Source organism: Effusibacillus sp. SKA8, assembly GCF_058273125.1.
In genome coordinates this window covers 17,914-36,613 of record NZ_JBZCSF010000001.1, presented here as the reverse complement: position 1 = coordinate 36,613, position 18,700 = coordinate 17,914, and the positions used below count along the sequence as shown (strand labels likewise).

The following is an 18,700-nucleotide window of genomic DNA, read 5'->3' as shown; positions in this document are numbered from 1 at the left end:
ACCCGCATCACCAAGCAACGGAAAGATCCGCAGAGGCGAATTTGAGCGCTTTTTCAATCTGCCGTTTGATGGTTTGCAGCCCGCTTTCCGACTCCGCCTCTGCCCGCAAAACCAAAATCGGTTGCGTATTGGAGCAGCGCACCAACCCCCAGCCGTCGGGGAACAGGACTCTGGCCCCGTCGACGTCGACCACCTCGTGGCTGCCCTGGAAGTATTGCTTCACTTTTTGTAGCACCTGTTTTTTCTTCTCTTCCGGACAGGGAACTCTCGTTTCCGGGGTCGCCGGATACCGGGGCACGTCCGCAAACAAGCCCGACAGGCTTTGATCGGTGTTCGACATGATCCGCAGCAGCCGTCCCGCCGCGTAAAGCGCATCGTCAAAGCCATAATATTCATCCCGGAAAAATAAATGCCCCGACATTTCCCCCGTAAACGGGGTCTGCAGTTTCTTCATTGTCGCTTTGATATGGGAATGGCCCGTCCGGTGGAAAAACGGCTTTCCGCCCAACCGGGCGATCTCTTCGACAAGCGCCTTCGAGCATTTCACTTCAACGGGCGCTTCACAGCCGGGATACTTCGGCAAAATTTCCCGCCAGAACAAAATCATCAGCTGGTCTCCCCACAAGATGCGCCCTTGCTCGTCCACAACGCCCAATCGGTCGCCGTCGCCGTCAAAAGCGATGCCGACATCCGCTTTTTCCGCCCGCACTTTCTCGATCAAATCCCGCAGGTTTTTCGGATCGACCGGGTCGGGATGATGGTTGGGGAAGTTCGGGTCCGATTCGCAATACAAAGGGATCACTTCGCATCCCCACGCTTCCAAAGCGCGGGGAACAAACGGGGATGGCGTTCCGTTGCCGCAATCGGCCACCACTTTCAACTTTCTCGGTCCCAGCTTGATTTTTTGCCGCAGCATATCCAGGTACGGCTGCTCCACATCCTCTCTTTGCAGCAAATTCGCCCTCCAGGAAAACTTTTTCGGCGCTCCCTCCGCATCGCGAATGCGCAGCATCGCGCGTTTTAACTGTTGAATTGTATCTCCATAAATGGTCGTTTTATGCATGGCGATCTTGAAGCCGTTTTCGTCTCCGGGGTTGTGGCTGGCTGTGATGATCATGCCGCAGGGGATGTCAAAATGTTCCAGTGCGTAGTAAAACATCGGGGTGGTCACTTCGCCCGCATCGATCACGCGGCAGGCGGAGTCATGCAATCCGGAGATCAGCGCGCGGTGCAAATCGGGCGAGGATTTGCGGTTGTCCCTCGCAACGACAACGGTGTGAAAGCCGGCCGCCTTGACTTTTTCGGCAAAAGCCCGGCCCAGCAAATAAGCAAAACCCTGGTCGATTTCCTCTCCCGCTTTGCCTCTGATATCGTACTCCCTGAACACGTGCGAAGGAACCGCCACATCTTTCTTAACCGCAACAGACATTTGCATCAACCTCCATTTGCAGATTCAAACAGACGGCTTCTGTCAGCAAATAAGAGAGAGTGGATTCCGCTCCGCAGTTTCGGTTCGGCCCTGTCGGTGTCAAACCGTCGCAACAGCTTCCTTCTTCTGGATTCGCCAGGGGAGCCCGGCAATCGTTATCGCCGTGAAACCACGCCCGGCATTTTGCGGCCGCTTCCCGGTAAACGGGGTCCTTCAAGACGGTGTAAGCCTGCGCCGCGGCCAGGGCCAGTTTCATCACCTCAAGCGGCTGCTGGTCCCAATCGCTTCTGCAATCTGCGGTACACCAGCCGCGATTTCCGATTGGCCGGATCCAGCCTTGCGGAGCCGTCATTTTTTCGATCAGAAAGCCAAGGCTCGCTTTCGCCGTTTCCAACGTCTCCTGGCGGCCGGTGACACTGTACGCGTGGAACAAAGACCAGGGGAGCACCCCGTTTCCGTAAGTCATCACCGGTTCAAACCAGCGCCATCTTGGGCCGGCGTTTTTCCGGTAAAGTTCGAGCAGCCTCGCTTCGAACAAATCCACGTACCGGCGCAACTCCGGGAAATGTTCCGACAAAATGCAGCATGCCGCCAACACATAAGCCCATCCCCTGGGAAAAGCCATTGATTCGCTCCGCCGGATCGCCTTGAAAAAAATCCGTTCCGCAACAAGCGAGCGCCCCGGGTCCCGCAACCGGGCGCAGACGACAGCACAAGCCCACAGAGCGCGGCCCAGGCAATCGTCGGACGGCTGCTCCGGTTCCGGCGAACGGTCGTATGCAAAATTGTTGTGGAAATTGCCGTCTTCCCGCTGGGCCCACAACAAAAAGGAAAGATAAATATCGGCAAGGCGCAGCAGTTCTTTTTGCTGCCGTTTGTTTTGCGGATCGCCGCCATCGGCCGCCGGCCGGCTCCGGAGCCATTCGACGCACGCCCAAAGCGCCCTGGCGTTGTCGTCCGTCGTGTATCCCTCGTTCCGGCGCGGGATGATCCCCAGGCTGTGTTCCAACAATCCCGTATCGTCCGTCATTCTTTGCAAATGGCGCAAACTAACCGGAAACGGGCACAACCTCTTCCACCCCCGATCTTTTGCACTGAACTCCGGAGTTGTTGGCCGTTTCGACAAACAACCGGGTGTGGGCCTTCCCGACCTGCGGCCAGTGCATGGCTTGTCCGATTCGCCGCATGATGCCTTCCCATCGTTCCAAGACCGCGGGTTCGGAAAGCAGCCAGGCAATTTTTGCAGCCCAGCCGGCCTCGTCGTCGTAAGGAATCAACATCTCTTCGCAACCTGCGAGCAGATCCTGCGCGTAGCTGTACGGGGTACTCAACACGGGACGGCCCAAGCCGACCGCGTACGCAAGCGTCCCGCTGGTGATCTGCTGCATGCCGGGATAAGGCGTGATATACAGGTCGCACGCGGTAATGCATTTGACCAGATCGGACTCCTCCATATAGCGGTCGATCATCACCACGTACCGTTCCAAACCGTTTTCGCGGATCATCGCCTGCAACTGCTGGCGGTACGCTTCGCCTTCCCGCTTCTTTACCTCGGGATGGGTTTGCCCGACAATCGCGTACAGCACATCCGGAACAGCTTTCACCACCGTCGGCAGCGCCTTCAGGATCAATTCGATCCCCTTGCCGCGGCTCAGAAGGCCGAAGGTCATCATCACCTTTCTATCGGCCCACCGCAACTCCTGGCGGTACTGCTCCCGCTTGCCCATGGCGGGAACCGGCGTGCCGTGCGGAATGAACACGATTTTCTCTTCCGGCAAGGCGAAAGCTTGTTTCAGATAAGCGATCGCTTTCCGGTTCATCACGACGATCCGGTCGCTTCGTTCGGCGATTTCCCGCTGGATGGAGCGGTAAGGCTCCTCCGGATTTTCAAACACCGTATGGAACGTTGTAATCAAAGGTTTCTTCAGGCGCCTGACGAAGTCCAGTACATAAACCCCCGCTTCTCCGCCGAAAATCCCGAATTCGTGCTGCAGCGAAACAACCGTTACGTTGCTCTTGTTGATCCTTTCGGCCATGATTGCGTAAGCTTCCCGCTGATCCTTCGGCAAACGCCAAATGGCGGGATCGGTCGAATCCATTTCGTCTCTCCTGTCGATCAGCGCGACGACAGCGTCCGATCCTTTCCACTCTCTTGCCGCGCTGACGCTTTGCCGCAAATGGTGCGTATAGGTTGCCAGCCCGCATTTTTTCGGTATATACGTGCTTACGTAAGCGACACGGTTCATCCCTGAAGCCCCCCCGCCATGCGATTCATCACGGCCTCGTGCAAAATGTGTCTGGCCCCCAATTCCAACCCGTACCCGAAAATGCAGTTGTTCAGTTGGGTGGCGTTGTTGACTTTGCACCCGTCCCACATGACCGTTTCGGAACAGCGCACATGCTGTCCGATTTCGCAGCGGTCGCCGATCACCGCATAGGGGCCGATCACGCTGCGGTCACCGATTTGCACATGGTCTCCGATCAGCACAGGCGGTACGAATAAGACGCCGGAGCCGATTTTTGCATTTTCCCCTACCCATATGCCTTTTCCCCTTTCCGTTCCTTTTAACGGCAACGCAAGTTTGCGATCGAGCAAATCCCAATGCACCTGGCGATAGCGATCCTTGGTTCCCATATCGATCCAATAGCCGTCAATCGGTGTGCCGTATACCCCCAGGCCCCGCTCGATCAGCAGCGGGAACGTTTCCCGCTCGACGGAAACTTCGCGGCCCTCGGGAATCCACTGCAAAACCGCCTTCTCCATCACATAGATTCCCGCGTTGATCCGATTGGACGGAGCTTCGCCTTGCGGCGGTTTTTCCACAAACCTGAGGATTTCCCCGGATGCCTTCTGTTCCACCACCCCGTAATGGGAGGGGTCTTCCACCTCGGTCAATCCGATTGTGACCGCTCCCTTGTGTTCAAGGTGGTACTCGAGGAGCGGCTTGATCGACACTTCATGCACAATGTCGGCATTTACGACCAAAAAACGGTCGCCAAGCAGCGGCTCCGCATTTTTAATGGCGCCGGCCGTTCCCAGAAGCGTCTCTTCCACCGCATATTCGATGTGGACGCCAAGCGGGCTTCCGTCGCCAAACCGATCCTGAATCATCCCGGAGAAGTGTTTGACGGCCAGAACGAAATCCAAAATGCCCTGCCGCTTGAGATGCAGAATCAAATGTTCAAGCCATGGACGGTTGCCGACCAGCGCCATCGGCTTTGGCAAATTTTCCGTCAACGGCCGCAGGCGCGTTCCCAAACCTCCCGCCAACAACAACGCTTTCATCGTGAACCACCCTTTCCCTCGAATACGAAATTCGGATACAAAAAAAGAAGAATTCGTCATAAAAGAAAATTTTTTACGTCATGATCCCATGCTGTAAAAAAGTTTCAAGTATGCAAAATCTTCTTCCGCAAGCTGGTGATTTCGATTGTTCGTGGCGATGACAAGACTTTGGCCGACATCCCTCCGTTCGAACGAACTGTTATTAGCACTCATCCGAATCGGCTGCTAACAATAATATAAAAATGGGAGATCCTGCTTTTCAAGGGCAAAAAATTTCAATTTTCGCCCATTTCCACATCAGAGATTCGGAGAATCCCGGTTTTTTGGCAAAATTCGTTTTTTCTTTGACGAACTCGCCGGCGCCCCGTATACTTTGGAGTGATTTACAGGAGGTGCGGGATATGGCATTCGACGGAATCGTTCTGCGCGCGGTCGCGCATGAATTGAACCAAACAATTGTCGGCGGCCGCGTGGACAAAATCCACCAGCCCCTCCCCCGGGACCTGCTGTTTACCATCCGGAACCAGGGGCGGAATTACCGGCTCCTGCTATCCGCCAACCCGACATATCCGCGGGTCCACCTGACCGAACGGTACAAAGGGCAAAATCCGACGGAACCGCCGATGTTCTGCATGCTTTTGCGCAAACATTTCGAAGGCAGCCGGATCAGCGGCATCCGTCAGATCGGCAACGAACGGGTTCTCCTGATCGATGTCGAAAACCGGGACGAATTGGGAGATCTTTCGGAGAAACGGCTGGTGGTCGAGATCATGGGCCGCCATTCGAACATCATTCTGATCGACCCGCGGACACAGCGTATCCTGGACGGAATCGTGCACGTCAATTTCGGGACGAGCCGGCACCGGGAAGTGCTACCGGGCCGCCCCTACGTTGCGCCTCCCGAACAGGACAAAATCTCTCCCTTCGCGGAAACGGAATCCGGCTTTTTGGCGAAGCGGCAGGCGGACAACAGCCCCTTTGACAAATTTGTCGTCAGCGCGTACAGCGGAATCTCACCGTTAATCGGGCGCGAATTGGCACATCGGGCGGAACAGGTCGGAGTCGGGACGCAGCAAACGAGCGGAGCCTCCCGGGAAAATGGGCTCTGCCATGGGAACGCGATGTCCCACGGGAACGAGTGGCGAATTTTCGCCGACTTCCTCGGGCCGTTGCGGGACCATCGCTATTCGCCGACCCTGGTCGTCGACAAAGACGGGAAACCGAAGGCGTTTTCGGCGATCCGGCTGACGCACGTCGCGGGAGACGCGCAGGAATGGGACAGCATCTCCGCCTGTATGGAGCAATTTTTTGCGGAGAAATCCTGGCGGGACACGCTCCGCCAGAAAGCGGGCGACATCGAGCGGGTGCTCTTTGCCGAACTGGAGAAAGACCGCAACAAGTTGGCCAAGTTCACAGAAGCGGTTGCCCAAGCGGCGGAGGCGGACATCTACCGCGTTTGGGGCGAACTGCTGACGGCAAGCCTCTATCAATTGGAAAAAGGGCAGACCGTTGCCCGCGTTCCCAATTTTTACGAAGAGGGGATGCCGGAAACCGAAATCCCGCTTGACCCAACGCTGTCTCCGCAGGAGAATGCGCAGGCTTACTTCAAAAAATACAATAAGGCGAAAAAATCGGTGCCCGTCCTTGAGCGGCAAATCCGGCAGACAACCGAGCAAATCGCTTATCTGGAGAGCGTTCTGCACTTGATCTCGACTGCGGATCTGGCGGACTTGGAGGAAATCCGTGAGGAGTTGGAACAAGAGGGGATCCTCAAAGCCGCCAGGAAGCCGGTCGGACAGAAGAAAAAACAGGCCGCCGCCCAACCGGAACGGTTCCGCTCCAGCGACGGAATCGACATCTATGTCGGCAAGAACAACAAACAAAACGATTATCTGACGATGAAGCTGGCCCACTCGGCCGACACGTGGCTCCATACGAAAGACATCCCCGGTTCGCACGTCGTCATTCGCGCCAAAGACGTGCCGGCGACCACCCTGCAGGAAGCGGCCATGCTGGCGGCCTATTTTTCGAAAGCCCGCGAATCGAGCCAGGTGCCGGTCGATTACACTTTGGTCAAACATGTGTGGAAACCGAACGGCGCAAAGCCCGGCATGGTTTTGTACGAGGGGCAAAAGACGCTGTACGTCACGCCTGACCCCGCCCTGATCGACAAGCTGCGGGTCAAGTGAACGCAAATCCGGGTTTTGGCGCACGTGTTTGGCACACGGCCATTTCCGCGGGAAAAAGTTAGCCCGGCAGCAACCGATGCCGGGCTGGCCCGCATGGAGAATGTAGCCCAGGTTACACCCGATCCCCGTTTCCTGTGGTAAAATAATTGAATGGGGAGTTGTTGAGAAAGTGGGGTCTGGAATGGCGGTCATCGAAGTGAAAGAACTGCGCAAAGAATTCAAACGGCTGATTCCGAAAAAAGGCCTGTTCGCTTCCATCCGGAACCTGTGGAACACCGATTATTCGGTCCACACGGCCGTCAACAATATCACGTTTTCCGTCGAAAAAGGAGAGCTTGTCGGATACATCGGCCCCAACGGGGCCGGCAAATCGACCTCGGTCAAAATGCTGACCGGGATTCTCGTACCCACATCGGGAGAAATCCGGGTCGCCGGTCTCGTGCCGTACAAAGAGCGGAAGGAACACGCAAAGAACATCGGCGTGGTATTCGGCCAAAAAACCCAGCTCTGGTGGGACATCGCGGCAATCGAAAGCTATCGGATCCTAAAAACGATCTACAAGATCCCGGACGTTGTCTACAAGCGCAATCTAGATCTGTTTCGCGAACTGCTTGACCTGCACGAATTCGAAAATACGCCTGTGCGCCAATTGTCCCTCGGCCAACGGATGCGGGCCGATCTGGCGGCGGCGCTTTTGCACGATCCGGAGATTCTGTTTCTCGACGAACCGACGATCGGCGTCGACGTGTTGGCCAAAGAAAAACTGCGCGCCTTTATCCGGGAAATCAACCGGGAGAGGAAAGTCACCGTCCTGCTCACGACTCACGACATGACGGACATCGAGAAACTCTGCAACCGCGTGATGATCATCGACGGCGGGTCGATCCTCTATGACGGCTCCGTCGAACAGTTGAAACATCACTTTGGCGGCAAACGAACCCTCGTGATCGAACTGGAAGAGGAACTCGATCCAACCGCTTTGAATCTTCCTTACGTACGCCTTGTGCGGCAAGAAGGAACGCGGATCTGGCTGGCGTTTGACAAAGAGGAAATTTCCGCCTCCGAACTGATCATGGATCTGGCCCGGACGCACCGCATCCGCGACCTGACGGTGGAAGAGCCGGAAATCGAAGCTGTGGTCCGTCAAATCTACGAATCGGGCATCGAACGGAAAAAGCGCCCGGAGCGCACAGATCAAGGCCTGGCGCAGGAAATGCCGAGCGCGTGAAGGAGGATTCCAATGCCGCTGTTCTGGATGTTTAGCCGCCAGAGTTTTTTGAACCTGTCCGCCTACCGTCTCAATTTTTGGTCGGAGATGTTCGCGCTGTTTGTCCAGATATTTGTCGTCCTGACGCTTTGGCGGGTGCTGTACGGGCAGGCCCCTCACATCTTCGGTCCGGTCAGCCTGCAGGCGATGATTACCTATGCGGTGCTAGGCATGATTCTCGACATGATCCTGACGACCGACGTCGGGCCGCATCAATATTTGACCGGACAAATCAAGTCGGGGATGATCACCAGCGACCTGCTGCGACCGATCGACTTTCCACTCCATATGCTGTTGCGATTTTCCGGCGAGGCTCTGGCCCGCATCGTGTTTTATGTGTTGCCGCCGGTTGCCGCTTCGTACCTGCTGTTCGATCTCACAACGCCAGGCAGTCCCGGGCAGTTCGGCTGGTTTTTGCTGAGCGTGATGTTTTCCTGGCTGATCCTGTTTTTCTGCAATTTCCTGTTTGGCCTGATCTCCTTCAAAACGCTTGATCTGGTCGGATTTTTCTTTACCTACTGGGCGATGCTCAGGTTTTTGTCCGGGCAGTTGATTCCGCTCTGGATGTATCCCGACTGGATGCAGGCCGCGATTTCCTGGCTGCCGTTTCAATCGATTTTCTATACGCCGCTCTCGATCTATATCAACAAACTGACCGGGGACGCGGTATGGCAGGCCGTCGTTCAACAAGCGATCTGGACTGTCATTCTGTACGGAGCGGTACGTCTGGCTTGGAGCCGCATTCACCGGCAGCTTGTGGTGCAGGGGGGATAAAAAATGCACGAGCTTCGCGTATACGCCAGCATGATCCGGGGGGCCATCCTGGCCCGGCTGCAGTACCGGGCCGATTTTTTGATGGGCATTTTGGGAGTGTTCGTGTTAAACGGGGCCACGCTGGGAACGACTTGGGTACTCCTGCAACGGTTTGAGAATTTGAACGGGTGGACCTTCTGGGAAATCGTGTTTCTGTACAACCTGTGGCTCCTGGGGCACAGTTTCCGCGCGATTTTCTTTCGCCAAGTCGCTTTTCTCGACGATTACATCGTGCAGGGAACCTTTGACGGCTTTCTGACCCGTCCCGCTTCGCCGATGATTCAGTTTCTCGGGCGCGAGGTGCATTATCTGGGAGTGGGAGACTTGCTTTTGTCGTCGACGATGTTGACCCTCGCCTACCAGAAGCTGAATCTTCACTGGACGCCCGCGATGTTTGCCTGGTTCGCCCTGATCGTTCCCGCCTCCACTGCGGTAGAGGTGTCGCTGATCCTGATCCTGTCGGCCATTGCCTTTAAAACGGGCCGCTCCCGCGCTATTGTCAACGCGGCCACCCAGTTCAGTTTCAATCTCGTGCAGCAGTACCCGCTTGATATGTTTGGGCGCGGCGTGAAAGCGATCGTCACGTTTATCCTGCCGTTTGCCTTTATGAACTACTACCCAAGCCTGCTCCTGCTTGGAAAATGGGACAAAGCCGGCAGCTATCCCCTGCTTGCCTATGCGTCGCCCGCAGTCGCCGCCATCTTGTGCGTGCTGGCATTTTTCGCATGGCGCTGGGGCATCCGGCAGTATCAGAGCACGGGGTCGTGACACACGAATTGGTGTGCAGCAATCTCGCGCAAGGTGCAGCTATTCGCACGGTTACTGTTCATAACCGGCGTGCGGGATCTGACCGGCGTCGTTGCCGGAATCTTCGTTGCCGGAATCGTCAATGATGCCGTCGATCGTTCCTTCCCGGTAAGAGTCCATAACCTGTACATAGGTGTACTGCAGAGCCCCTTCCGGATGCTCTTCGTCTTTCGTCATGCGGTTGACATCCTTTGAGACTTCCTGCCCGACAACGCCCGCCGCCCGCCGCAGAGCTTCCGAATTGTATCCCTGTGTCGCGTATCGCTCTTCCGTCATCCCCTTTACCACCTTCCAAGACGGTTTTTCCCGTTTTAAGGTTTCCTTATATGCCCAAAACATGCATGGCACAGTCCCGCAAGCCCGCCAAGACAAAAAAAGAGCGCCTTGTCGGCGCTCAGCGCTTTTATGCTCTCTATTTCACGATTGTGTGAATCCCTTGGCCAAGCGCATTCTCGCTTGCTTCCATCACCATCTCGCCCAATGTCGGATGAGCGTGGATCGTCAGCGCAATGTCTTCCAAAGTCGCTCCCACTTCAATCGCAAGACCTATTTCCGCGATCAGATCAGGAGCTCCCGGTCCGACAATTTGTCCGCCGAGGACCAGACCGGTTTCCTTGTCGGCTACCACTTTCACGAACCCTTCGTTTGCATTCAGCGAGAGCGCCCGCCCGTTGGCCGCGTAATTGAATTTCCCTATGGCGACGGTGTAGCCTTTTTCTGTCGCTTCCGTTTCACTGAGGCCTACACTGGCGAGTTCCGGATCGGAGAACACGATGGACGGGATGCATTTGTAGTCAACGGCGCTCGCATGACCCGTAATCACTTCTGCCGCCACTTTGCCTTCATAAGACGCTTTGTGGGCCAGCGCCGGACCGGGGACGACATCGCCGATCGCGTAGACATTCTCAATGCTGGTCCTGCATTGGTGATCGACCTGAATGTAGCCGCGCTCGTCTTTCTTCAATCCGATCTCGCCAAGCCCCAGTTCGTCCGTGTTGGGAACGCGTCCCACCGTGACAAGCAGGTAATCGGCCGTCACCTCTTTTTCCTGACCTCCGGCTTCAAACTTGACAGTCACGCTCGTGTCGGTTTGGACGGCCGCCAGCGCTTTTGCCTTGGTATGTACCTCGACACCGTCTTTTTTCAACCTGCGCTGCACCCAACGGACAATTTCGTTTTCAAAAAGCGGCAGCACCTGATCCGCGCCCTCGATGACCGTTACCTTGGTTCCGAACTTGGCGAAGGTCTGCCCCAATTCGATTCCGATATACCCACCGCCAATCACAACCAGGCTCTTCGGAATCTCCTGAAGCTGCAGGGCTTCCGTCGAAGACAGGATCCGTCCGCCGAAGGGAAACGCTTTTAACTCAATCGGGCGGGATCCCGTCGCGATAATGCAGTGATTGAATTTATAGCGGTTAAATTCGTTTCTCTGATAAATCCGAACTTCATTGGGAGTGACGAACAACGCTTCCCCTTGCACGACTTCCACGCCGTTTGCCTTAAGAAGCGCCCCGACACCGCCGGTCAGCTTGTTGACCACGCTTTGTTTCCAAGCCTGGACTTTCGCGAAATCAACCTTGACTCCCTCGGCGGACACCCCCATGTCCGCCGAACGGGACATCTCTTCATACCGGTGGGCGGCCGAAATCAAAGCCTTGCTCGGAATGCAGCCGCGGTTGAGGCACACGCCGCCGAGTTCCGCTTTCTCCGCGAGCAATACTTTCCTGCCGAGTTGGGTAGCCCGGATCGCGGCCACATAGCCTCCCGGCCCGGCGCCAATTACAAGCACATCCACTTCCATACCGAACTCTCCCACTACCATTCTCAGACCTCCATGGCATCCATCAGATCTCCATCAGCAACATCTGCGGATCTTCCAGCAATTGTTTGATGTGATTCAGAAAATGTTGGGCGGTCGCCCCGTCGATCAGGCGGTGATCAAAGCTCAGAGACAAGGCCATGACCGGCGCCGCCTGGATTTCGCCGTTGATGACGACCGGTTTTTCCGTGATTCGCCCGGTGCCAAGAATCGCCGCTTCCGGATAATTGATCACCGGTGTAAAGAACATGCCGCCGGCGGAACCGATATTGGTGATGGAGAACGTGCTGCCTTTCAGTTCGTCCGGGGCCAGTTTTCCTTCCCGGCCGCGGGCCGCCAGATCGCGTATCTCGTCGGCAATCGTCCACATGCTCTTGCGGTCCGCGTCAAACACGACCGGCACGATCAGCCCGTTGTCCGTGTCGGTTGCAATCCCGATGTGATAATTGTACTTGTACACGATTTCGCTCTTCTCGTCGTCGATCGAAGCGTTCAATGCCGGGAACTTGCGCAGCCCGCTGACAACCGCTTTTACCACAAAGGGCAGATAGGTCAATTTGACGCCTTTCTTGTCGGCGGCAGGCTTCAACTCGTTGCGGAGAGCGACCAGCTTCGCGGCATTCGCTTCATCCATTATTGTAACATGGGGGGCGGTATACATCGATTTGACCATCGCATTGGCGATGACCTTGCGGATACCGCGCAACGGCACGCGCTCTTCCATCTGTCCGGTCGCCGGGCCTTTGGGGAGACCGGCGGGTTGATCGGCAACCGGTTGTGCCGTTTGCGCCGCTGCGGTCTGTACCGCTTCCGCCTGCACCGGCCGCGCTTCCGCCGGTACGGCGGGTGCCGTCCCTTGCGCGCCTTCGGCTTTCGCCCGCAAAATGTCATCCTTCGTAATCCGCCCGTTCGGGCCCGTGCCCTGCACGGCGTTGATGTCCACTCCCTGCTCGCGCGCAAACTTGCGGACGCTCGGCATCGCCAGCACGTTCCGGTTCGCCGCCTTGCCGTCACCCGCCCGGTCTTCCCTTGCCCCGTCACCGGGCACCGCCTGCGCGGGAGCCGCCTGCGGCGAAACGGCTCCTTCCACCTCAATCGTCACCAGCGTCGTTCCGACAGTCGCCACCGTTCCTTCCGGCACCTTGATTTCCAACACTTTTCCCTGCACGGGGCTCGGAATTTCAACGACCGCTTTGTCGTTTTGCACTTCCAGAATCGCCTGGTCTTCCGCGACCGCGTCCCCCGGCTTGATAAGCCATTTTACGATTTCACCCTCATGGATTCCTTCGCCGATATCCGGCAGCTTAAACTCAAACACGCTCATGATTCACATTTCCCCCCCTCCGCTTAGAAATCGAGAACCTGATGGATCGCCTTCAGGACGCGTGCCGGGTCGGGCAGCCATTCGTCCTCGATTTGCGCGAACGGGTACGGCGTTTCGGGCGATGTGACGCGCAGGACGGGAGCCTCCAGATACAACACGCCTCTTTCCATGATCTGAGCCATGATTTCCGCGGCCGCCCCCGAATTCCGGGGCGCCTCCTGAACGACAATCGCGCGTTTCGTTTTTTGAACCGAAGCCAGAATCGTATCGATATCGAGCGGCCAAACGGTGCGCAAGTCGATCACTTCCACCTTCGCGCCGCGTGCCTGTTCCGCTTCCGCCGCCGCTTTCAGCGCCGTGTGCACCATCGCGCCGTAGGTGATAACCGTAACATCGGTTCCCGCTTGCACCACGTTCGCTTTTCCGATCGGGATCGTGTATTCCCCCTCCGGCACTTCGCCGCGGAACGACCGGTACAGTTTCATGTGTTCCAGGAAGATCACCGGATCGTTGTCGCGGATTGCCGAGATCAAGAGTCCTTTCGCGTCATACGGATTGGACGGGATAATCACTTTCACGCCCGGCGTCTGCAGCATTAGCCCTTCCAGGCTGTCCGCGTGCAGTTCCGGCGTTTTCACGCCGCCACCAAAGGGGGAGCGGAACACGATCGGGCTGGAATAGCGGCCGCCCGAGCGGTAGCGCATGCGGGCCGCTTGCGCCGCAATCCCGTCGAATACTTCAAACACGAATCCGAAAAACTGGATTTCGGCAACCGGCCGAAACCCCTGCAGCGCCAAGCCGATCGCCAAGCCCCCGATCCCCGATTCGGCAAGCGGAGTGTCAAATACGCGATGTTCGCCGAATTCCTTCTGCAAACCATCGGTTGCCCGGAACACGCCGCCGTTTTTCCCGACGTCTTCCCCGAACACCAGCACGTCCGGATCGCGCCGGAGCTCCACCCGCAACGCGTCGGTAATCGCCTGGACCATCGTCATTTGTGCCATTGGATCAGTTCCCCTCCTTGGCCGCAAATTCTCGTTTCTGCTCTTCCATGTGAGACGGCGTCGTTTCAAATACGGTGTCAATCAGATCGGTGACTTTCATTTTCGGATATTCGTCCGCCTGTTTGATGGCATCCGCAACGGCGTTCTTCGTTTCTTCGATGACCGCCTCTTCGTCTTCTTTTCGCCAGATTCCTTTTCCTTCCAAATATTTGCGAAAGCGGATCAGTGGATCTTTCTGTTCCCATTCGTTTCCTTCTTCCGCCGTGCGGTAACGGGTCGGATCGTCGCCGGCCATCGTATGCGGACCGTAGCGGTAAGTGAGCGCCTCGATCAGCGTCGGTCCCTCCCCGTTGCGGGCACGCTCAGCCGCATCGGAAACGGCTTTGTAAACGGCAAGCACGTCCATGCCATCGACTTGAATGCTGGCGATGCCGGCCGCTACCCCTTTGTGGGCAAGGGTCCGCGCTTTGGTCTGCTTTTCGATCGGAACCGAAATCGCGTAGCGGTTGTTCTGGATGACGAAAATCGCAGGCACGCCATAAGCGCCCGCAAAGTTGATCCCCTCGTAGAAATCGCCCTGCGACGTTCCGCCGTCGCCGATATAAGTGATCGCCACGTTCTTTTTGTCCCGCAGTTTGAAGCCCATGGCAACGCCTGTCGTCTGGACGACCTGGGCGCCGATAATGATCTGCGGCATCAGGACATGGACGCCTTCCGGGATTTGCCCACCGTGCAGATGGCCGCGGGAATACAAAAACGCTTGGTACAACGGCAGTCCATGCCACACCATTTGGGGAATGTCCCGGTAGCTCGGGAGAATGAAATCGTCTTTTTGCAGCGCGAACTGGCTGCCAATCATCGTCGCTTCCTGCCCGGCGACAGGGGCGTAGAAACCCAAGCGCCCCTGCCGGTTCAAGCTGATTGCCCGCTGGTCCCACACGCGGGTGAACACCATGCGGCGCATCAGTTCCCGCAACTGCTCGTCCGTGAGGTCCGGGAGCAGTTTCTCGTTCTTGACATTTCCGTCCGGCGCGATAAGCTGAAGCGGAGCAAACTTTTCCGCATCGGGCATTTCAATCCATCCGGCGCCCATTGACTGTCACCTCGAATTTCAATATTGAAAATTGAATATTTGCGGATTCACGATGGCAAATGCTAACACTAGCTTGCCGTACATGTAGCCAATTATTCCGCGGCATACAATTTTTCATGGAAGAATGGTTTATGGCGGGTGCCCTCCGCCATTTTTTCCGCCCGGCGGGTTACCGGTTTCCATGCAAGCTCACAATCATGCAGTAGGCCCATTTTTCCGCAAAAAACGAATCGTCTCCTCAATCCCTTTCTGATAAGGAGTTTTCGGCAGCGGGCCGATTTCCGCTTCATATTTGGACCCGTCAAGCAGAACGGGATCTTCGGTCAAATAGTGCATCTCCCTCCATTCCCTGACGAGCGGATCGAACAAACCGGCGAAAAAAAGCGCGATTCTCCCCACCGGCATCACTTTCGGCTGCCGTTGCGTCACTGTTTCCGCAATCCGCAAAATTTCGTTTCCCGCAATCACACCCGGTCCGGGAATGTTCCAGTTTTGTCCGTATGCGCCAGGGCAAAGCGACAGTTGAACAAGAGCCTTCGCCGCATCCGGCAGATAGATGTATTCGCGGGGAATATCGAGACTTCCCACAAAGATTCCCCTTTTGTTTCTGGAGACGGGAGCGAGTAGGGCATGCAGCAGCGTGTTTCCCGCATGGGGACCGTAAAAATCGGGAAAATGAGCGATCAGGCAGGGAATGCCATCTTCCTGCGCTTTTTTTACCTTTTGCTCCAGCTCTAGGCGAATCCTCCCTTTTTTCGTATGGGGCTGTTTGGGATACGATTCCGCAACTTTGTGCCCCGGATTTTTGCCATAGGCATAAATGTTGTCGATCACAACCGCTTTTGCCAGGGAGAACCCGGCCGCTTTCAGCACATTGTCCATCAAAAGCGGAAGTTTTTCCGTCCACTCCGGATACGGCACATTGGCGGAATGAAAAATGGCGTCGACTCCTTCAGCCGCTTTCAGCAGTTCTTCCAAAACCAATCCGTCGCCGGAAACAACGGTAACAAGGCGGTTCCCGGAATACAAGTCCTCCATTTTTCTCTTGTTGCGAGCAAAAGCGACAACCTCGATTCCCCTGCCGGTCAATTCGTTGGTCAAGGAAACTCCCATGCCACCGCTTGCACCGACAACCAACACTTTTTCCATGTTAACGCCTCCCTAAGCGCACTCTATTAACCATCGGTCAATAAATATGCAAAAAAATCAAGAAATGCCTTTGATTAAAATGGAAACATACGAATCGGCCAATTCCTCGACATCCGCAAAGCTCTGGCCGGAGCGAAGGTAATGCGAAACAAAGCCGTGCAAAGCGAGAAACAAAGACCAGACCGTTTTGGGAGAGAGCGGCTGCGTTTGCGTTTTCGCGACATAATAAGCAAATTTCCCGTAACTCTCCATAGCGGCTGAGGATTGATGGAGAAACTCTTTGCCTGTCAGAAACATCACTTCGTAATGATGGGGATGGGTGAGCCCAAATTCAATAAATCCCAGTAAAATCTTCCGCAATTCGCAAGAAGCGGCCACGATTCGCTCCAATTTTTGATCCAGCAGGCGAAAGTCTTGCGCCACAAGGGCCGCAAACAATTCCGCCTTATCTTTAAAATGATAATAAATCGCACCATGGCTGCAGCCAAGTTTTTTTGCAATTTCGCGCATGGAAACAGAATGGTATCCGCTGGATACGAACAGTTCTCTGGCAGCCCGTAAAATTTCTTCCCGGGACAGTTCGCTGCCTGTTGCTTTTCGGGGAGACATACGACCCTCCTTTGGATTTGTCCTTTGTTTTTATTGACCATCGTTCAATTGATTTTATTTTAATTCAAGCCCCGATGTCGGTCAATGCTTGACCGGTTGCGGTCGCCCGGCTGCAATCGGGAAGCCGCAAGGGAAACGCGCTCCTGGCCAAGCGTGCCGTCAATTGACCGGCAGCCTGCGGGCCGGTTCACCCAAAAACTGTTCCGGTGCCAGCCCGTCGAACAGATCGACCCAGTCCGACCGGTTTTCCAGCAGTTTCGGGGAAACGCTCAGCGCCTGCCGGGGGCCGTTCGGGTATTGCCGCGCATATTCGTAATAACCTTCCCAGAGCAGATACACTTCCCGCAGATACCGTTCCGGTTCTTGGTAATCGTACAGATGGCGGATTTCCAAACGGTGCTCGATCATGTGGCGCAGCAGTTCCCGATCCGGCTCAAAATATTTGCCGACCGCCCGGATCAGAATGGTTACGATCGATTTTCGCTGCAGATACAGGGCGGTTGACGCCAGCAGCATAAACAAAAAAAGATAAGGCCGCACGCGAACCGGATCTTCTTGCTGCGGCAGCATTTCTTCCCGCATCCATGTCGAAATCGCCAGCACATCTTTGTTGTCCCCGTACAAAAACAACAACTTTGTCAGTTTCACATATTCGTGGAACAACTCGTAGATCAGCGGGTGCGGGAACAACGGCCCGTCCTTTTCGATAATGGTCGCCAACAGGCGTCCAAAGGCGTTGGACACGATGTGCTGGGCGACAAAGGAATGGCCGTGCAGCTCGCTTTTTGCGACCAACCTTCCGATTTCCTGCAAATACCGGAAGGAACCGATTACAAATTCGTGCACCGCTTCCTTGTCGGAACTTGTTTTGACCACCGCGCAACTGATTTCGTAAATATGCCGGACCACCGTCGCGATCATGTTCAGTTGCTGCTGCCCGGCCAGACTGTTGATCACAATCAGCGAATATCCCTCCACAATGACTCCGGCCGCCTTTAACGAGCCGCTTTCGACGTACTTCATCCCCATTTCCAGCATTTCATTCAAAATCGCCCCGGATACGGCCGTTTCCCTCTGGCTGAACGAGATGCTCGCCAATCCCTGCAGTTGCTCGACAATCCGTTTGTGATACCACAGCACCTTTTCCTGTTCGGCGGTCGGCAGCCGCGTGTTGTGCAGCAGATCCGCAATGTTTTTGACGCAGCGAATCGCCGTCATCGTATCCATGTCATTGACGGAACGCTTGCCGATATCCGCGATTTGCTCGATCCGGTCCAGCGCTTCCCGGTAGGCCCCCCGGTTATAAGCAGCCAGATACTCTTTCTCAATCTTGCTGATAATGGTCTCCGGTTTCATCAATTTCATGACGGCGTACATGTAGATCAGCAGCCACAAAAAACCGACGATCAGCAGCACCAGATCGGCGCTGATCCATTTGTCCATTTGTTTCAGGATCAATCCGTTTTCCAATTCGCGCATTTTGGAAAGCATATAAATCGCATGGAAAATCGTCAGCAGGTAAAACGAAAAAAGGGATATGTTATAGGGAAACCTCACGTAAAAATCGAGAATCCGGTGACTGTATTTGCTCGCGGTCATCTGAATCGCGACCATCACGATCGAGATTGACAGGGTGAAAATGGTGGCAAGGATTTGGGCGATCGTATTCAAATAATTGCGGGCCGTTTCGGCATCCCCGTCGAATATAGGCGGAGTGAGCAGCAAGATCGCCCCGATCAGCAGCCAGGAACCCACGAGATGCGATGCCATTTTGTCCCCGTCCTTTCCTGTTCACGCTTGTTTTATAGTATGTTCCGGGCCGCTCTAAAAAATTTGAGCGTTTTTTTCGACAGAAAGTGACAAACTAAAAAACGCCGGAGTGCCGAGCGCTTGTCCGGCGGCTTCCAG

16 protein-coding genes are annotated in these 18,700 nt (G+C 55.6%); 4 read left to right on the top strand and 12 right to left on the bottom strand.

The genetic code is table 11. The annotated features are described in order from the left end of the window. Window positions 1-7 precede the first annotated feature (7 nt). Genes AC4ED1_RS00200 through AC4ED1_RS00185 form a run of 4 tightly spaced genes read right to left on the bottom strand, consistent with a single transcriptional unit; the run spans window position 8 to window position 4,715 of the window. The gene (locus AC4ED1_RS00200) at window positions 8-1,429 is read right to left on the bottom strand and encodes a phosphomannomutase/phosphoglucomutase (protein WP_490935389.1); all 1,422 of its coding nucleotides are present in this window, start codon (window positions 1,427-1,429) and stop codon (window positions 8-10) included. Next, window positions 1,413-2,498, bottom strand: a complete 1,086-nt coding sequence (locus tag AC4ED1_RS00195) for a glycosyl transferase (protein WP_490935388.1) — start codon at window positions 2,496-2,498, stop codon at window positions 1,413-1,415. The genes AC4ED1_RS00200 and AC4ED1_RS00195 overlap by 17 nt, the downstream gene beginning before the upstream one ends. Then, window positions 2,479-3,675: a glycosyltransferase family 4 protein gene (locus tag AC4ED1_RS00190; RefSeq protein WP_490935387.1), complete on the bottom strand. Its 1,197-nt coding sequence runs from the start codon at window positions 3,673-3,675 to the stop codon at window positions 2,479-2,481. Before AC4ED1_RS00190 ends, AC4ED1_RS00195 begins: the two co-directional genes overlap by 20 nt. Next, window positions 3,672-4,715: a nucleotidyltransferase family protein gene (locus tag AC4ED1_RS00185; RefSeq protein ID WP_490935386.1), complete on the bottom strand. Its 1,044-nt coding sequence runs from the start codon at window positions 4,713-4,715 to the stop codon at window positions 3,672-3,674. The genes AC4ED1_RS00190 and AC4ED1_RS00185 overlap by 4 nt, the downstream gene beginning before the upstream one ends. A gap of 401 nt (window positions 4,716-5,116) precedes the next feature. On the opposite strand from AC4ED1_RS00185, the gene AC4ED1_RS00180 reads away from it, so the two are divergent. From AC4ED1_RS00180 to AC4ED1_RS00165, 4 genes are all read left to right on the top strand, one after another. Then, window positions 5,117-6,904 (top strand): Rqc2 family fibronectin-binding protein, encoded by a 1,788-nt coding sequence (locus tag AC4ED1_RS00180; protein WP_490935385.1) that lies wholly within the window; start codon window positions 5,117-5,119, stop codon window positions 6,902-6,904. A gap of 169 nt (window positions 6,905-7,073) precedes the next feature. Then, a complete protein-coding gene (locus AC4ED1_RS00175) occupies window positions 7,074-8,132 on the top strand; it encodes an ABC transporter ATP-binding protein (protein WP_490935384.1) in 1,059 nt (352 codons plus the stop codon). A 12-nt stretch (window positions 8,133-8,144) separates the two neighbouring features. After that, on the top strand, window positions 8,145-8,945 hold the full coding sequence (locus AC4ED1_RS00170; protein ID WP_490935383.1) for an ABC transporter permease: 801 nt from the start codon (window positions 8,145-8,147) through the stop codon (window positions 8,943-8,945). 3 nt (window positions 8,946-8,948) lie between these two features. Beyond that, entirely contained in the window at window positions 8,949-9,752 is an 804-nt protein-coding gene (locus tag AC4ED1_RS00165) for an ABC transporter permease (RefSeq protein ID WP_490935382.1), read from the top strand. Between the two features lie 51 nt (window positions 9,753-9,803). Here AC4ED1_RS00165 and AC4ED1_RS00160 read toward each other — a convergent pair whose 3' ends face one another. The 8 genes from AC4ED1_RS00160 to AC4ED1_RS00125 form a co-directional block, all read right to left on the bottom strand. Then, window positions 9,804-10,067, bottom strand: coding sequence for a hypothetical protein (locus tag AC4ED1_RS00160; protein WP_490935381.1), 264 nt, complete (start codon window positions 10,065-10,067; stop codon window positions 9,804-9,806). A gap of 136 nt (window positions 10,068-10,203) precedes the next feature. Beyond that, window positions 10,204-11,616, bottom strand: a complete 1,413-nt coding sequence (gene lpdA, locus AC4ED1_RS00155; RefSeq protein ID WP_490935380.1) for a dihydrolipoyl dehydrogenase — start codon at window positions 11,614-11,616, stop codon at window positions 10,204-10,206. Window positions 11,617-11,638: 22 nt separating this feature from the next. Beyond that, the gene (locus AC4ED1_RS00150) at window positions 11,639-12,937 is read right to left on the bottom strand and encodes a dihydrolipoamide acetyltransferase family protein (protein ID WP_490935379.1); all 1,299 of its coding nucleotides are present in this window, start codon (window positions 12,935-12,937) and stop codon (window positions 11,639-11,641) included. A 23-nt stretch (window positions 12,938-12,960) separates the two neighbouring features. Next, window positions 12,961-13,941, bottom strand: a complete 981-nt coding sequence (locus tag AC4ED1_RS00145; RefSeq protein ID WP_490935378.1) for an alpha-ketoacid dehydrogenase subunit beta — start codon at window positions 13,939-13,941, stop codon at window positions 12,961-12,963. A gap of 4 nt (window positions 13,942-13,945) precedes the next feature. Continuing rightward, window positions 13,946-15,034: a pyruvate dehydrogenase (acetyl-transferring) E1 component subunit alpha gene (gene pdhA, locus AC4ED1_RS00140; RefSeq protein ID WP_490935377.1), complete on the bottom strand. Its 1,089-nt coding sequence runs from the start codon at window positions 15,032-15,034 to the stop codon at window positions 13,946-13,948. A gap of 195 nt (window positions 15,035-15,229) precedes the next feature. Next, entirely contained in the window at window positions 15,230-16,183 is a 954-nt protein-coding gene (locus AC4ED1_RS00135) for an NAD-dependent epimerase/dehydratase family protein (protein WP_490935376.1), read from the bottom strand. A gap of 57 nt (window positions 16,184-16,240) precedes the next feature. Beyond that, window positions 16,241-16,792: a TetR/AcrR family transcriptional regulator gene (locus AC4ED1_RS00130; RefSeq protein WP_490935375.1), complete on the bottom strand. Its 552-nt coding sequence runs from the start codon at window positions 16,790-16,792 to the stop codon at window positions 16,241-16,243. A gap of 159 nt (window positions 16,793-16,951) precedes the next feature. Then, window positions 16,952-18,562 carry a DUF2254 family protein gene (locus tag AC4ED1_RS00125; protein WP_490935374.1) on the bottom strand — a complete coding sequence of 537 codons (1,611 nt, stop codon included), beginning with the start codon at window positions 18,560-18,562 and terminating at the stop codon, window positions 16,952-16,954. Between the last annotated feature and the right edge of the window lie 138 nt (window positions 18,563-18,700).

Bases quoted from the DNA above. Each gene is read 5' to 3' on its own strand.
- AC4ED1_RS00185 (WP_490935386.1), bottom strand. From the start codon at position 4,715: ATGAAAGCGTTGTTGTTGGCGGGAGGTTTGGGAACGCGCCTGCGGCCG.
- pdhA (WP_490935377.1), bottom strand. From the start codon at position 15,034: ATGGGCGCCGGATGGATTGAAATGCCCGATGCGGAAAAGTTTGCTCCG.
- AC4ED1_RS00150 (WP_490935379.1), bottom strand. From the start codon at position 12,937: ATGAGCGTGTTTGAGTTTAAGCTGCCGGATATCGGCGAAGGAATCCAT.
- AC4ED1_RS00190 (WP_490935387.1), bottom strand. From the start codon at position 3,675: ATGAACCGTGTCGCTTACGTAAGCACGTATATACCGAAAAAATGCGGG.
- AC4ED1_RS00170 (WP_490935383.1), top strand. From the start codon at position 8,145: ATGCCGCTGTTCTGGATGTTTAGCCGCCAGAGTTTTTTGAACCTGTCC.
- AC4ED1_RS00125 (WP_490935374.1), bottom strand. From the start codon at position 18,562: ATGGCATCGCATCTCGTGGGTTCCTGGCTGCTGATCGGGGCGATCTTG.
- AC4ED1_RS00135 (WP_490935376.1), bottom strand. From the start codon at position 16,183: ATGGAAAAAGTGTTGGTTGTCGGTGCAAGCGGTGGCATGGGAGTTTCC.
- lpdA (WP_490935380.1), bottom strand. From the start codon at position 11,616: ATGGTAGTGGGAGAGTTCGGTATGGAAGTGGATGTGCTTGTAATTGGC.
- AC4ED1_RS00160 (WP_490935381.1), bottom strand. From the start codon at position 10,067: ATGACGGAAGAGCGATACGCGACACAGGGATACAATTCGGAAGCTCTG.
- AC4ED1_RS00165 (WP_490935382.1), top strand. From the start codon at position 8,949: ATGCACGAGCTTCGCGTATACGCCAGCATGATCCGGGGGGCCATCCTG.
- AC4ED1_RS00200 (WP_490935389.1), bottom strand. From the start codon at position 1,429: ATGTCTGTTGCGGTTAAGAAAGATGTGGCGGTTCCTTCGCACGTGTTC.
- AC4ED1_RS00130 (WP_490935375.1), bottom strand. From the start codon at position 16,792: ATGTCTCCCCGAAAAGCAACAGGCAGCGAACTGTCCCGGGAAGAAATT.
- AC4ED1_RS00180 (WP_490935385.1), top strand. From the start codon at position 5,117: ATGGCATTCGACGGAATCGTTCTGCGCGCGGTCGCGCATGAATTGAAC.
- AC4ED1_RS00145 (WP_490935378.1), bottom strand. From the start codon at position 13,941: ATGGCACAAATGACGATGGTCCAGGCGATTACCGACGCGTTGCGGGTG.